Source organism: Mycobacterium sp. NGS67 (genome assembly GCF_059812185.1).
The window spans coordinates 1-13900 of record NZ_JCALCF010000012.1; the positions used below are offsets into that span (position 1 = coordinate 1).

12 protein-coding genes are annotated in these 13900 nt (G+C 66.9%); 9 read left to right on the plus strand and 3 right to left on the minus strand.

Going from position 1 to position 13900, the window contains the following annotated elements; translation table 11 throughout:
* The 4 genes from AC5Y4D_RS13265 to AC5Y4D_RS13280 all read left to right on the plus strand — a co-directional run.
* Positions 1 to 880: pentapeptide repeat-containing protein (locus AC5Y4D_RS13265; protein ID WP_500037364.1), on the plus strand; the 880-nt coding region annotated here is incomplete at its 5' end.
* 134 nt (positions 881 to 1014) lie between these two features.
* Positions 1015 to 2385 carry a hypothetical protein gene (locus AC5Y4D_RS13270; RefSeq protein ID WP_499946616.1) on the plus strand — a complete coding sequence of 457 codons (1371 nt, stop codon included), beginning with the start codon at positions 1015 to 1017 and terminating at the stop codon, positions 2383 to 2385.
* A gap of 39 nt (positions 2386 to 2424) precedes the next feature.
* Entirely contained in the window at positions 2425 to 3510 is a 1086-nt protein-coding gene (locus tag AC5Y4D_RS13275; protein WP_500037365.1) for a methyltransferase, read from the plus strand.
* A 131-nt stretch (positions 3511 to 3641) separates the two neighbouring features.
* The gene (locus AC5Y4D_RS13280; protein ID WP_500037366.1) at positions 3642 to 4052 is read left to right on the plus strand and encodes a hypothetical protein; all 411 of its coding nucleotides are present in this window, start codon (positions 3642 to 3644) and stop codon (positions 4050 to 4052) included.
* A 132-nt stretch (positions 4053 to 4184) separates the two neighbouring features.
* On the opposite strand, the gene coaA is transcribed toward AC5Y4D_RS13280, so the two are convergent.
* Positions 4185 to 5123 (minus strand): type I pantothenate kinase, encoded by a 939-nt coding sequence (coaA, locus tag AC5Y4D_RS13285; protein WP_499946619.1) that lies wholly within the window; start codon positions 5121 to 5123, stop codon positions 4185 to 4187.
* A gap of 133 nt (positions 5124 to 5256) precedes the next feature.
* On the opposite strand from coaA, the gene glyA reads away from it, so the two are divergent.
* From glyA to AC5Y4D_RS13310, 5 genes are all read left to right on the plus strand, one after another.
* On the plus strand, positions 5257 to 6531 hold the full coding sequence (gene glyA, locus AC5Y4D_RS13290; protein ID WP_500037367.1) for a serine hydroxymethyltransferase: 1275 nt from the start codon (positions 5257 to 5259) through the stop codon (positions 6529 to 6531).
* Positions 6532 to 6661: 130 nt separating this feature from the next.
* Positions 6662 to 7489, plus strand: a complete 828-nt coding sequence (locus AC5Y4D_RS13295) for an acyl-ACP desaturase (RefSeq protein ID WP_500037368.1) — start codon at positions 6662 to 6664, stop codon at positions 7487 to 7489.
* Positions 7490 to 7712: 223 nt separating this feature from the next.
* Positions 7713 to 9014, plus strand: coding sequence for an RNA 5'-3' helicase PhoH2 (gene phoH2 / locus AC5Y4D_RS13300; protein ID WP_499946622.1), 1302 nt, complete (start codon positions 7713 to 7715; stop codon positions 9012 to 9014).
* Positions 9015 to 9039: 25 nt separating this feature from the next.
* On the plus strand, positions 9040 to 9915 hold the full coding sequence (locus tag AC5Y4D_RS13305; protein WP_500037369.1) for a polysaccharide deacetylase family protein: 876 nt from the start codon (positions 9040 to 9042) through the stop codon (positions 9913 to 9915).
* A 55-nt stretch (positions 9916 to 9970) separates the two neighbouring features.
* Positions 9971 to 11404: an adenylate/guanylate cyclase domain-containing protein gene (locus AC5Y4D_RS13310; protein ID WP_500037463.1), complete on the plus strand. Its 1434-nt coding sequence runs from the start codon at positions 9971 to 9973 to the stop codon at positions 11402 to 11404.
* A 26-nt stretch (positions 11405 to 11430) separates the two neighbouring features.
* Here AC5Y4D_RS13310 and AC5Y4D_RS13315 read toward each other — a convergent pair whose 3' ends face one another.
* Both AC5Y4D_RS13315 and AC5Y4D_RS13320 read right to left on the minus strand, forming a co-directional pair.
* Positions 11431 to 12375: a hypothetical protein gene (locus AC5Y4D_RS13315; RefSeq protein WP_500037370.1), complete on the minus strand. Its 945-nt coding sequence runs from the start codon at positions 12373 to 12375 to the stop codon at positions 11431 to 11433.
* Positions 12376 to 12470: 95 nt separating this feature from the next.
* Positions 12471 to 13874 (minus strand): class II fumarate hydratase, encoded by a 1404-nt coding sequence (locus tag AC5Y4D_RS13320; RefSeq protein WP_499946625.1) that lies wholly within the window; start codon positions 13872 to 13874, stop codon positions 12471 to 12473.
* Positions 13875 to 13900: the final 26 nt, after the last annotated feature.

A 13900-nucleotide genomic window follows, 5' to 3' on the forward strand; every position in this document is an offset into this window, starting at 1 on the left:
TAACACCGGCAGCTACAACACGGGAAGTTTCAACACCGGCAGCTTCAACACCGGTGATGCCAACGCCGGCGATCGGAATACCGGAAGCTTCAACGGCGGCAGCATCAACACCGGCTTCGCCAACGCGGGCGACCTCAACACCGGTTCCTTCAACACCGGTTCCAGGAACCTCGGTTCATTCATGCTCGGCGACGGCCAAGGGGTGGACGGGATTACCATCCCGATCGATTTCCCGGCGATCCCGATCGACCTTGTGGCGGGTGCCAACGTGGCGATCCCGGTCACCGGTTTCTTCTACCCGATCACCGTCCAACCGATCCCTCAGTTCGGCATCCCGGTCAACGCGTCGATTCAAGTGCTTTTCGTTTTCACTTTCGCTGGAACCCTCCTGTCCCCAACGATTGACCCCATCGTCATCAACCCGATCGTCCTACAGGACCTCACGGTCGGGGCGAACCTACAGATCCCCTTGGACATGACGCTGCTCGGCCGACTCAACATGACGGTGCCGGGGCTGCTCGGTATCGGGAACTCCTCCGGCTCGCTGTCGTCGGGCTACTTCAACGGAAGTTCCACCGGTACTTCCGGGTTCTTCAACTCGAGCAGTCTGAGTTCGGGCTTCGCCAACGCCAACGGGGCGTTGACGTCGGGCTGGTACAACTCCGGATCGTTGCTCTCGGGCTTCCAGAATCTGGGGACCGCCATCTCCGGTGTGGCCAACACCAGCACCCTGGCCGCCAACACCGCGGCCCTGATCTCCGGCGTCGGCAACATCGGCAGCCAGGTCTCCGGCCTCTTACACGGCCAGATGAATGCGCTGCAGGCCGCGCTGGCGGCCATCTCGCCGATCCAGGCGAGCCTCGTCACCACCACCACGTAGCAGCCTTTGGCCGACCAGACGTAAAAGCCCCCTTTTCGTCACGAAAATGGGGGCTTTTACGTCTGGTCGCCCGAGGGGGTGATCGGAGAACAGCACCCGATCCGCGGTGCAGAGTCGCGTGACAGACTGGATCCGTGGCTGCGCTGTCGGCGGTGGTGTTCACGCTGAGCGGGTGGCTCGGGCTGTATCTGCTGGCCCGTGACCCGCGCAAGCCGGTGCTCGTGCTGGCCTCAATCGGGTTGTGCGGCTTTGCCTTGGTGGTTGCCCTGGATGCGGTGCGGATCACGAGCGCAGCGCACGCTCACTTGCTCAGCCAGGTCGAGATTTATCTCGTGGCGGTGCCCGGCGTGGCCTGGTTCGCGGTGCTGTTGGAGTTGGCCCGTCCGACTGACCGGGCCCGGGGCCGCATCCTCGAGCTGTTGCTGGTCGGCGCCGTCGCCGTGCTGACCCTGCTGGCGGCGACGCTGGCCGGCAGCGTCGACGGCCCGCTGCGGCTCGGCCACTGGCTGATGTCCGCGGTGATCTCGCTGTCCACCCTGGGTGCGATGGCCGGCAACGTGCTTCGGCCCATCCGGCCCGCGCCCGTCACGGGGGTGGTGGTGCTCGCGACGCTGTTCTTCGCGCTGGCCAACGCGATCCTGGTCATTCCGCTGGATCTCGTGCCCAGCTGGCTGGCGCTGGCGTCGACGGGTGTCGACGTCTTGCTGCTGGGCGTCGCGGTCGCCGTATGGGACGCGTTCGACGAAGGGCAGGCCCTGCGCGCCGACATGCTGCGTTCGTTCGCCGGGTGCTCCACGGTCGCGGTGCTGTTCGGCGGCCAGGCGCTGATCGGACTGACCGTCACCCGCCACGATCCCGTCGCGCGTACCGCGTTGACCGTACTGCTGTTCTCCACCCTGGCCATCGCGATCACCGTGCAGGTGCTCGCCGACCCGCTGGCCGGGGTGTTGGACCGGCTGGCGTTCTCCCGCTCGCCGGAACTGCGGGCCGACCGCGCCGCACTGCGCAACGCCGAAGCGGCCTTGCCACTGCGCTCGAAAGACCCGCTGGACGACGTCGACGACGACACGTTCGTCCGGCTCACCCGTCGGGCGCTGGGTCACTACGGTGACCTGACGAAGCTGGTCGCCAGTCCGCTGACCGCGCTGCCCGTCATCGACGAACGACTGGCCGCCCGCGGCGCACCCGACCACCCCGTCGAGCGGGCCAACGAGCTCAAGGCGGTGCTCGCCGACGGCATTGGCCGGCTCAAACCCCGCGACGGGGGAGACTTCGGCACCACCGAGCAGTGGCGTTACTACAACTCGCTGTACTTCCCGTACGTCGTCGGTGTGCGGGCCTACGCGCAGAATGCCACCGCCGCCGGTTTGGACCCGACCGCGCGGCAAGCCTGGCAGTGGCTGGTCACCGAGGTTCCGCAACGCTCACTGCACAACTGGCAGAACGCGGCGGCTCGCCTGATCGCGGCAGACCTGCGCGGACGGGTTACTGTTTCCGCCGACTAGCCGATTGGCTCCTGCCACAACCACACTGCGGAGACACCCATGCCAGCCAAACTTCCCCCGGTCAAGGTCGTCAAGGCGATCGACACCACGCGGCATTACCTCGCTCAGTTGCACCGGCGCCTGGTGCCGCCGCCGGTCGCGATGATGGAAATGGTCACCAACATGTGGGCGGCCCAGGCCATCGTCGCAGCCGCCGAACTCGGCATCGCCGACGCGCTGGTGAGTGGCCCGTTGTCCGCCCAGGACTTGGCGTCCGCTGTAGATGCCGACGCCGACGCCCTCAGTCGACTGCTGCGTGCGCTGATCAGCCGGGGCATATTCCGGCAGCTGCGCGACGGCCGTTATGACCTCACTCCGCTGGCTGAGACGCTGCGGCGGGATGCGGACGTGCCGGTCGCGGGGTGGGCTCGATGGTTGGGATCGCGGCAGCACCGCGAACATTGGAGCCACCTCGCCGATGCGATTCGTACCGGGCGGTCGGTGATCCCCGTGCTGCGCGGCAAAACCGCGTTCGAGTACCTGGCGTCGGAGCCGGAACTCGGCGAGATCTTCAACGCGGCCATGACCAGCGGGTCCGCAATGTCCATCGGACCGGTGATCGCCGCCTACGACTTCAGCAGCTACGGCACCATCATCGACGTCGGGGGCGGTCATGGTCGACTGCTGGCCGAGATTCTGCTTGCCACGCCGTCGGCGCGCGGGGTGTTGTTCGACCAGCCCCAGGTGGTGGCCGGCGCCGGGGCGGTGGTGGCCGAGCTCGGGGTAGGCGACCGTATCGAGATCGTCGAGGGGTCGTTTTTCGAGTCCGTCCCGGCCGGTGGTGATGCCTACGTAATGAAGAGCGTGATCCACGACTGGCCCGACGACGACGCGGTGCGAATCCTTCGCAACGTGCGCGATGCAGCGGAGACCGGCAGTCACCTGCTGCTGGTCGAATTCGTCGTCCCCGAACACCACCGGGAATTCCCCGGTAACTGGTTAGACCTGGAAATGCTGCTCGCACTCGATGCGCGGGAGCGCAGCGCCGAAGAGTTCGAGCGCGTATTCGACCGTGCCGGCTTCCGATTGAAGCGGGTGGTCCCGACCGCCTCGCCGTTCAGTGTGCTCGAGGCGCAAGCGGTGTAACTCCGGAACGCGTCGAAATCCCTGGTCGGCGCGGTGCGTGGCAGTAATTGGCAGCGCCACGCATGGATCTGGCAGTGCATAACCGGGACCGTCAGAGGTGTCCCGCTGCACAACGTCCCAGGAGACCAAACATGACCGCCACATCCGGAGTGACCAACCGCCCACTGTCCGACTCGAGTGACTCGCTGCTGCGTTTCGCGATGCGCGCCGACGCCACGCTGACCGGTCTGATGGGACTGGGCGTCGCCGCTGCCTCCGACGAGGTATCGAGCCTGACCGGCCTGACGTCGACCCAGGAATTCAGCATGGCTGCGTTCTTCGTGCTCTACGGCCTGACGGTGTTCGGCCTGGCCGCCTTGCCGGACCTGCGTCGGGTGGGGATCGCCGTCATCGCGGCGAACCTGGTGTACACCGTGGCCGCGGTGATCTTCGCGGAGTTGGTGCCGATGACCTCGATCGGGGTCGCCGCGACCCTGGCCAGCGGCGTCTACACCTTGGCGTTCGCCGGCGTGCAATACCTGGGACTGCGCCGTCTGGCGTAGCTCCCCTCCCCGCCGAGCGGGGTCGCCACCGCCCGAGCGTTGCGGTGTGTGGCCCCGCTCCGGCCTTTTGGCGAGCAGACGCAAAAGCACCCGATTTCGTGCCGAAACGGGTGCTTTTGCGTCTGCTCGCGGTCACAGCTTGCGCAGCCGCAGCCGGTTGATCGAGTGGTCGGCGTCCTTGCGCAGCACCAGGGTGGCACGGGGGCGGGTCGGCAGGATGTTCTCCACCAGGTTGGGCCGGTTGATCGAGCGCCAGATCTCCTTGGCGGCGACCACGGCCTGCGGATCGGACAGCGCCGAGTAGTGGTGGAAGTGTGACTCCGGGTTGGCGAAAGCGGTGCTACGCATGGCCAGGAACCGCGACACATACCACTGCTCAATGTCTTCGATCCGGGCGTCGACGTACAGCGAGAAGTCGAACAGATCCGACACCATCAGCGTGGGACCGGTCTGTAATACGTTGAGTCCCTCGAGAATCAAGATGTCGGGGTAACGCACCACCTGTTTGGCGCCGGGAATGATGTCGTAGTGCAGGTGCGAATACACCGGCGCGCAAGCGTAATCCGAACCGGACTTGATCAAGGTGACGAACCGCATCAGCGCCCGACGGTTGTAGCTTTCCGGAAATCCTTTGCGGTGCATCAGGTTTCGCCGATTGAGCTCGGCGTTGGGGTAGAGGAATCCGTCGGTGGTGACCAGGTCCACGCGAGGGTGGTGATCCCAGCGGGCCAGCAGCGCCTGCAGCACACGCGCGGTGGTCGACTTGCCGACGGCCACACTGCCGGCCACCCCGATGATGAACGGAACCGGGCGGTTCGGGCTCTGTTGCTGCTCTCCGAGGAACTCCGCGGTGGCGGCGAACAGCCGCTGCCGGGCGGCGACCTGTAGGTGGATGAGCCGGGCCAGCGGCAGGTAGACCTCTTCGACCTCCAACAGGTCGATCTGCTCGCCGAGGCCACGCAGACCGACCAGTTCCTCTTCGGTCAAAGCCAGCGGTGTCGCCATCCGAAGCGCACGCCATTGCCGTCGGTCGAACTCGACATACGGGCTCGGCTCGCTCGGCCGCGGCATTGGGCCATTTTTGCAGGAACGTCAACGAGCCGTACGGGTGGGCCGGTCAAAGCGGACTGAATGATGAAACCGCACGCTGGATAGACTGACGGCCGTGACTGCCGCACCTGACGCCCGCGTTTCCTCTTCAGTTATGTCCGCTCCGCTCGCCGAGGTCGACCCCGACATCGCCGAGCTGCTGGGCAAGGAACTCGGGCGTCAACGCGACACCCTCGAGATGATCGCCTCGGAGAACTTCGTGCCGCGTTCGGTGCTCCAGGCCCAGGGCAGCGTGCTGACCAATAAGTACGCCGAGGGTCTGCCCGGGCGCCGTTACTACGGTGGTTGCGAGCACGTCGACGTGGTCGAGAACATCGCCCGCGACCGCGCCAAGGCACTGTTCGGCGCCGACTTCGCCAACGTGCAGCCGCATTCCGGCGCTCAGGCCAATGCCGCTGTCCTGCATGCGCTGATGTCCCCGGGGGAACGGCTGCTGGGCCTGGATCTGGCCAACGGCGGTCACCTGACTCACGGCATGCGGCTGAACTTCTCCGGCAAGTTGTACGAGAACGCCTTCTACGGAGTAGACCCGACCACGCACCGGGTCGACATGGACGTGGTGCGCGCTCAGGCGCTCGAGTTCCGGCCGAAGGTGATCATCGCCGGCTGGTCGGCCTACCCGCGGATCCTGGACTTCGCGGCGTTCCGTTCCATCGCCGACGAGGTCGACGCCAAGTTGTGGGTCGACATGGCGCACTTCGCCGGCCTGGTCGCCGCGGGACTGCACCCCTCGCCGGTGCCACACGCCGACGTGGTGTCCACCACCATTCACAAGACCTTGGGCGGCGGTCGTTCCGGCATGATCGTCGGCAAGCAGGAGTACGCCAAGGCCATCAACTCTGCGGTGTTCCCCGGCCAGCAGGGCGGGCCGCTGATGCACATCATCGCGGGCAAGGCGGTCGCGCTGAAGATCGCCGGAACCCCGGAATTCGCCGAGCGCCAGCAACGCACACTGTCCGGCGCGCGGATCCTGGCCGAGCGGCTGCTCGCCGACGACGTCGCGAAAGCCGGCGTATCGGTGGTCAGCGGTGGCACCGACGTTCATCTGGTGCTGGTCGACCTGCGCAACTCCCCGCTGGACGGGCAGACTGCCGAGGACCTGCTGCACGAGGTCGGCATCACCGTCAACCGCAACGCCGTCCCCAACGACCCGCGACCGCCGATGGTCACCTCGGGCCTGCGGATCGGGACGCCCGCGCTGGCGACCCGAGGCTTCGGTGACGCCGAGTTCACCGAGGTTGCCGACGTCATCGCCACCGCGCTGGCCGCCGGCACGTCGGCCGATACCTCCGCCCTGCGGGAGCGAGTGACCCGCCTGGCCAGGGAATTCCCGTTGTACGACGGCCTCGAAGGCTGGAACCTCGCCTAGGTTCGCCGAGCAGACGCAAAAGCCCCTGTTTCGTGCCGAAACAAGGGGCTTTTGCGTCTGCTCGCCAGGGCACGCGACACGCGCGCGCGGGGATTTGAAAGCATCTGTGTATGCGAGTTACAGTAACCGCATGGCACAGAAACCTGTCGCTAACGCGCTGACTCTGGAACTCGAGCCCGTCGTGGAAGCGCTGCACGCTCACCACCTCAGCACCGAGGAGCTCTGGTACGCCCACGACTACGTACCCTTCGACCGCGGCGAGAACTACGCGTTCCTCGGCGGGCGGGACTGGGACCCTTCCCAGGCGACGCTGCCCCGCCCGATCACCGACGCCTGCGAGATCCTGCTGCTGCTCAAGGACAACCTGGCCGGCCACCACCGCGAGCTCATCGAGCACTTCATCCTCGAGGACTACTGGGGCCGGTGGCTGGGCCGCTGGACGGCCGAAGAGCATCTGCACGCCATCGCGCTGCGTCAGTACCTGGTGGTCACCCGCGAAGTCGACCCGACCGCCAACGAGGAGGCGCGCGTCCAGTACGTGATGAAGGGCTACCGCGCCGACACGTACTCCCAGGTCGAGACCCTGGTCTACATGGCGTTCAGCGAACGCTCCCACGCCACCTTCTGCCGTAATCTCGCCGCGCGCATCGAGGAGCCCATCCTGGCCGGGTTGATCGACCGCATCGCCCGCGACGAGGCGCGGCACGAAGAGTTCTTCGCCAACCTGGTCACCCACCTGCTGGACTACACCCACGACGAGACGATCGCGGCGATCGCGGCGCGCGCGGCCGAGTTGCAGGTGCCCGGCGCCGACATCGACACCTATCAGGACAAGCTGAAGAACGTGGCGGACGCCGGCATCTACGACGAGGCGCAGCTACAGCAGGTGATCTCCGAGCGCATCACCGCCTGGGGGCTGGCCGACGAGCCGGCGCTCAAGCAATTCGTCACGGACTGAATCGAATTCCGGCGCGCCTGCGCTGCGGGGGTACAGCCACCGGAGTAGCGTCGCCTTCGATGGCCAGCGATCTGCTCTGCTGCCAGGGCGGCACTCCCGGTTTCTGCACCGGTCATTGCACCGGTCGTTGGAAAGGCAGGACCGGCCCCGGTCCTGGTGCCGCGGCCCCCGCCGACACGCTCGAGTGGGTCCGCCCGGGCGTCTTCCGCTCGAGGAGCGCCCCGTGACCGAAACCCGGACGTACGTGCTCGACACCTCCGTACTGCTGTCCGACCCGTGGGCATGCAGCCGGTTCGCCGAGCATGAAGTGGTGGTGCCGCTGGTAGTGATCAGCGAACTGGAAGCCAAGCGCCACCACCACGAGCTGGGTTGGTTCGCGCGCCAGGCGTTGCGGTTGTTCGACGATCTGCGGTTGGAACACGGACGGCTCGATCAGCCCATTCCTGTTGGTACAGAAGGCGGTTCGTTACACGTCGAGCTAAACCACACCGACCCCTCGGTACTGCCCGCGGGTTTCCGGACCGACAGCAACGACTCCCGGATCCTGAGCTGCGCCGCCAACCTCGCCGCCGAGGGCAGACGAGTCACGTTGGTGAGCAAGGACATTCCGCTGCGGGTGAAGGCGGCCGCGGTGGGCTTGCCGGCCGACGAATACCACGCACAGGACGTCGTCGTGTCCGGCTGGTCGGGAATGCGTGAGATCGAGACGGCCGCCGAGGACATCGACGCGTTGTTCGCCGACGGTGAGATCGACCTGGCTGAGGCCCGGGATCTGCCGTGCCACACCGGGATTCGGCTGCTCGGCGGGAGCTCGCACGCGCTGGGCCGGGTCACTCCCGCCAAACGCGTGCAGCTGGTCCGCGGCGACCGCGAGGTGTTCGGGCTGCGCGGCCGCTCCGCCGAGCAGCGGGTCGCACTCGACCTGCTGCTCGACGAGTCGGTCGGCATCGTGTCCCTGGGCGGCAAGGCCGGAACCGGGAAGTCGGCGCTGGCGCTGTGCGCCGGACTGGAAGCCGTGCTGGAACGACGCACCCAACGCAAGGTCGTCGTCTTCCGTCCGCTGTACGCGGTGGGCGGCCAGGAGCTGGGCTATCTGCCCGGCAGCGAAAGCGACAAGATGGGCCCGTGGGCCCAAGCGGTGTTCGACACCCTCGAGGGCCTGGCCAGCCCGGCCGTGCTGGAGGAGGTGTTGTCCCGGGGGATGCTGGAGGTACTCCCGCTGACCCACATCCGGGGCCGCTCACTGCACGACTCGTTCGTCATCGTCGACGAAGCGCAGTCGCTGGAACGCAACGTGCTGCTCACCGTGCTGTCCCGGTTGGGCACCGGTTCCCGGGTGGTGCTGACTCACGACATCGCCCAGCGGGACAACCTGCGGGTCGGCCGCCACGACGGCGTCGCGGCGGTGATCGAAAAGCTCAAAGGGCACCCGCTGTTCGCCCACATCACGCTGCTGCGCAGCGAACGCTCCCCGATCGCGGCGCTGGTCACCGAGATGCTCGAGGAGATCACCGGGCCGCACTGAGTCTGCTCGCGGGTAAACTTCCTGCGTGCCGAAACCACCCGACAACCAGGCCTGGCGCTACGGGCGCATGGTCTTCGGCGTCATCGTGGCGGTGGCGGTCCTGGTCGTCGGCGGTCTCACCGGCCACGTCACCCGGGCCGACAACCTGAACTGTTCGGTGGTCAAGTGCATCGCGCTGACCTTCGACGACGGGCCCAGCCCGTACACCGACCGGCTGCTGCAGATCCTGAAAAACGACGACGCACGGGCCACGTTCTTCCTGATCGGCAACAAGGTCGCGGCCAACCCGGGCGGCGCCAAGCGGATCGCCGAGGCGGGCATGGAAATCGGCAGCCACACCTGGGAACACCCCAACATGACGACGATCCCGCCCGAGGACATCGCCAGTCAGTTCTCCCGGGCCAACGACGCGATCTCCGCGGCGACCGGCCGGCGACCCAACCTGTACCGGCCGGCCGGCGGACTGTCCAATCAGACCGTGCGCCAGACCGCCGCCAAGTTCGGCATGGCCGAGATCCTGTGGGACGTCATCCCGTTCGACTGGGCCAACGACTCCAACACCGCAGCCACCCGTCAGGTGCTGATGACCCAGATCAAGCCGGGCTCGGTGGTGTTGTTCCACGACACCTACTCGAGCACCGTTGATCTGGTGTACCAGTTCATCCCGCTGCTCAAAGCCAATGGCTACCACCTGGTGACGGTCAGCGAACTGCTGGGGCCGCGGGCCCCGGGTAGCAGCTACGGCAGCCGGGAGAACGGCCCGCCCGCAAACGACCTGCGCGAGATCCCGGCTGTCCAGATACCTGCGTTGCCCAACACTCCGTCGCCCAGGCCGATGCCGAACCTGCCGATCACCGACATCCCCGGGCAGAACTCGGGCGGACCGAACAACGGTGCTTGAGCGCAAGCGGGAACCCAAACCCGCGCTGCGGCTCTCGCTCCAGTACGCAACCGATCTGGCGCTGGCCTACCTGCTGGCCGTCGCCGACGCGGCCGCGATCATGATCCCGTTGCGCGGCCACACGCCGGGTATCGCCAGCACCGACTTCGCCGAACGCAACACCGCTTTGGTGCTGGGCCTGGTCGCGTCGGCCACCATCGGGGTCGCGGTTGTCGGTACCGTGATCATCGCCCCGACCTTGCGGTGGTATGCCGCCGGCCACGAACCGACTCCCGAGCAGCGGGATGCCGCCATGAAAATCGCCGGGCGGCAATCGATCCTGATGGCATCGGCCTACGCGGCGTGCGGCGCGATCCTCATCCTGGTGAACGCGCACCGCGGAGCTGCGCTGGTCGCGCCTATCGCGTTCGGAGTGGTCATCGGCGCCGCCGCCGCCGCGGGAACCGGCCTGCTGCTGGCCCAGCGCACCCTACGGCCGATCATGGCCGTGGCCACCCGGGGAAGTGAGCCACGGCTGGCCGTTCCAGGGGTGTTCGCCCGGCTGGTGCTGCTGTGGTTTCTGGTCAGCGCGTTGCCGATCGGCGTCATCGCGGCGTTTGTCGCCTTGCGCTCCGCCGGTTGGCTCAGCGACGAATCCCAGGCGCTCGACGTACCCGTACTGGTGGTGTCGATGGCCGCGCTGATCCTGGGATTGCCGACGATGATCCTGACGTCCCGCTCGATCTCCGATCCGCTCGGGGAGATCGCCGACGCGATGGGTGAGATCGAGCACGGCCACATGGGCACCTACGTCGGGGTGTACGAACGTTCCCAGATCGGGCGCCTGCAAAGCGGATTCAACCGGATGGTCACCGGACTCGAGGAACGCGAGCGGATCCGTGACCTGTTCGGACGCCATGTCGGAACCGACGTGGCCCGTCGTGCTCTGGAAGAAGGTACGTCGCTGTCGGGCGACGTGGTGGAGGCCGCAGTGCTCTACATCGACCTGGTCGGGTCCACGCGACTCGCCGAAAGCCGTCCGCCGCAAGAGGTTGCCGAGGTTCTCAACGACTTCTTTCGCATCGTCGTCGACACCGTGGACGAACATCGGGGCCTGATCAACAAATTCGAGGGCGACGCCGCGCTGGTCATCTTCGGTGCTCCGCTGCGCACCGACGAGCCGGCGTCGGACGCGCTGGCGACGGCGCGGGCGCTGGGCAGCAGGCTACGACGACTTCCGTTGGTGGACTTCGGCATCGGGGTTTCGGCGGGCCGGGTGTTCGCCGGCAACATCGGTGCGGAAAACCGGTATGAGTACACCGTGATCGGTGACGCCGTCAACGAGGCCGCACGGCTGGCCGACCTGGCCAAGACCTCCGAGCGGCGCATCCTGTGCTCGGGGGCCGCGACCGAACGCGCCGGCACCGCCGAACGCAAGCGTTGGGCCGAGTGTTATTCCACCGTGCTGCGCGGTCGCTCCGAACCCACGCACGTCTCGGCGCCCGTCTAGCTCGCGCGCTCCCGGCCGAGGAGGAGCTACTTCTTCGAAACCTTCAGCGCGCCGATGACACTGTTGACGGTCGCCTGCGAAGCCGTATCACCGATCGGCACCGCACCCAGGAAGATGGTCACCGGTTTGGTGTCCACGGCGATGATGGTGACCGTGTCACCCTTCACCCCGCGGGTGGTATCCGCAATGGTGATGTCGGCCTGTACCCGTGCTGCCTTGACCCCGCCGACCGTCGTCGACGACGTCTTCTTGCTCCCGAGCGTCGGCGAAACCTGGTTGTAGCCGGGGCCGTTGGCGATGCAGTCCAGCAACTTCGACGCCTGCGCGCCGACGTCCATGCTGGACACGAAGTTAGTCACCGCGACCTCGACCTGCATCATCCATTGGCTGCCGCCGGCCACTTCCTGACCGAGGCCCACCGCCTCGATCAGGTTCGGATTCTGGTCGTCGATGTACGGCGCCCAACCCGGTGCCGCGCTGGCCGGGAACGACAGCTTCCCGGCGCTCACCGTCTCACCGGTGGGCTTGGCGCCGCCGGACACGTTCGGGGTGCAGTCGGTTGCGGTCTGTTGGCCACTGCCCGGACCGGAGGCCTCTTCGGTGCTGGTCGACGAGTTGGCCGACGACGAATCGTTTCCGCTGTTGAGCGTCATCACCAGGATGACCACCAGGATGATCACGCCGACGACGGCGATGCCGGCCACGATCAGCCAGGGCAGCTTCGAGTTCCCCGGCGGGGGTCCCGGCGGATAGGGCCCGCCTTGCCAGCCGGGCTGGGCGTACTGCTGCGGTGGGTAGCCCTGGGCGCCGTACGGATCCGCGCCGTACTGGCCCGGCGGCTGGTAGGCGTAGGGATCGCCCTGCTGCGGTGGCGGCTGACCCGGTGGCGGGCCGCCCCAAGGGGGTTGCTGCCCATAGGGATTGGCCGCGTACGGGTCCTGGCCGTAGGGACCGCCGGGAGGCACAGTCATCGCTCAACCACTCTCATTCTCGTCGTCCGGGTCCTGCGGGCCGCCGCGCACTGGCGTCACCGTGATCATCTCAGTGACACCGGGATAACGCTCGTTCAGTCGGTGGGCTCGACCTTGGCCATCGCCAGCACGTCCAGCCGACGGTCAAGTTCCTCTTCGGACAGTTTGTCGCCGATCAGGCCGCGATCGATGACGGTCTGGCGGATGGTCTTGCGCTCCTTGAGTGCCTGCTTGGCCACCGCGGCGGCCTCCTCGTAGCCGATCGCGGAGTTCAGCGGCGTCACGATCGACGGCGAGGACTCGGCCAACTCGCGCAACCTGTCTTCGTTGGCGACTAGTCCGACGATGCAGCGCTCGGCGAACAACCTGGACACGTTGGTCAACAGCTTGAACGACTCGAGGATGTTGCGGGCCATCATCGGGATGTAGACGTTGAGTTCGAACGCGCCCGACAAGCCGCCGACCGCCACCGCCGCGTCGTTGCCGATCACCTGCGCGGCGACCTGCGTAACCGCTTCGGGCAGAACAGGATTCACCTTGCCCGGCATGATCGAGCTGCCCGGCTGCAGATCGGGCAGTTGAATCTCGGCCAGACCGGTCAGCGGACCCGACCCCATCCACCGGATGTCGTTGGCGATCTTGGTCAACGACACCGCGATGGTGCGCAGCGCACCGGACGCCTCGACCAACCCGTCCCGCGCCGCCTGCGCCTCGAAAGAGTTTGTCGCCGTCCGCAACTCGGACAAACCGGTCTTGTCCACCAGCACCGCGACCACCTTGACGCCGAAGCCGTCGGGCGCGTTGAGCCCGGTGCCGACCGCGGTGCCGCCGATGGCCAGCTCACCCAGCCGCGGCAGACACGCGCGCACCCGCTCGATGCCGGCCTCGATCTGGCGGGCGTAGCCGCTGAACTCCTGGCCCAGCGTCACCGGGACGGCGTCCATCAGGTGCGTGCGACCCGACTTCACCACCGTCTGCCACTGCAAAGCCTTGTCCGACAGCGCATCCTGCAGCACCTGCAGCGCCGGGATGAGATGGCTGACGGCGGCCTCGGTCGCTGCGATGTGGGTGGCGGTCGGGAAAGTGTCGTTGGACGACTGCGACATGTTGACGTCATCGTTGGGGTGCACCTTCACCCCGTTCGCCGCCGCGATGCTGGCGATCACCTCGTTGGTGTTCATGTTGGAGCTGGTTCCCGACCCGGTCTGGAAGACGTCGATGGGGAATTGGTCGTCGTGCTTGCCGTCGGCGATCTCGTTGGCGGCGGCGACGATCGCCTCGGCCTTCTCCGGCGCCAGCAACCCGAGGTCCTTGTTGACCTGCGCGCAGGCGCCCTTGAGCAGGCCCAGCGCCCGGATCTGGGTGCGCTCGAGGCCGCGTCCGGAGATCGGGAAGTTCTCCACTGCGCGCTGAGTCTGCGCGCGCCACAACGCCTTTGCCGGCACCCGGACTTCACCCATGGTGTCGCGCTCGATGCGGTATTCGCCGTCTTCGGCCATGAAATTCAGATCCTCACTGAAGGGTG

Excerpts from the sequence above, each read along its gene's own strand:
- AC5Y4D_RS13275 (WP_500037365.1), top strand. The coding sequence starts at position 2,425 with ATGCCAGCCAAACTTCCCCCGGTCAAGGTCGTCAAGGCGATCGACACC.
- AC5Y4D_RS13280 (WP_500037366.1), top strand. The coding sequence starts at position 3,642 with ATGACCGCCACATCCGGAGTGACCAACCGCCCACTGTCCGACTCGAGT.
- coaA (WP_499946619.1), bottom strand. The coding sequence starts at position 5,123 with ATGCCGCGGCCGAGCGAGCCGAGCCCGTATGTCGAGTTCGACCGACGG.
- glyA (WP_500037367.1), top strand. The coding sequence starts at position 5,257 with ATGTCCGCTCCGCTCGCCGAGGTCGACCCCGACATCGCCGAGCTGCTG.
- AC5Y4D_RS13295 (WP_500037368.1), top strand. The coding sequence starts at position 6,662 with ATGGCACAGAAACCTGTCGCTAACGCGCTGACTCTGGAACTCGAGCCC.
- AC5Y4D_RS13315 (WP_500037370.1), bottom strand. The coding sequence starts at position 12,375 with ATGACTGTGCCTCCCGGCGGTCCCTACGGCCAGGACCCGTACGCGGCC.
- AC5Y4D_RS13320 (WP_499946625.1), bottom strand. The coding sequence starts at position 13,874 with ATGGCCGAAGACGGCGAATACCGCATCGAGCGCGACACCATGGGTGAA.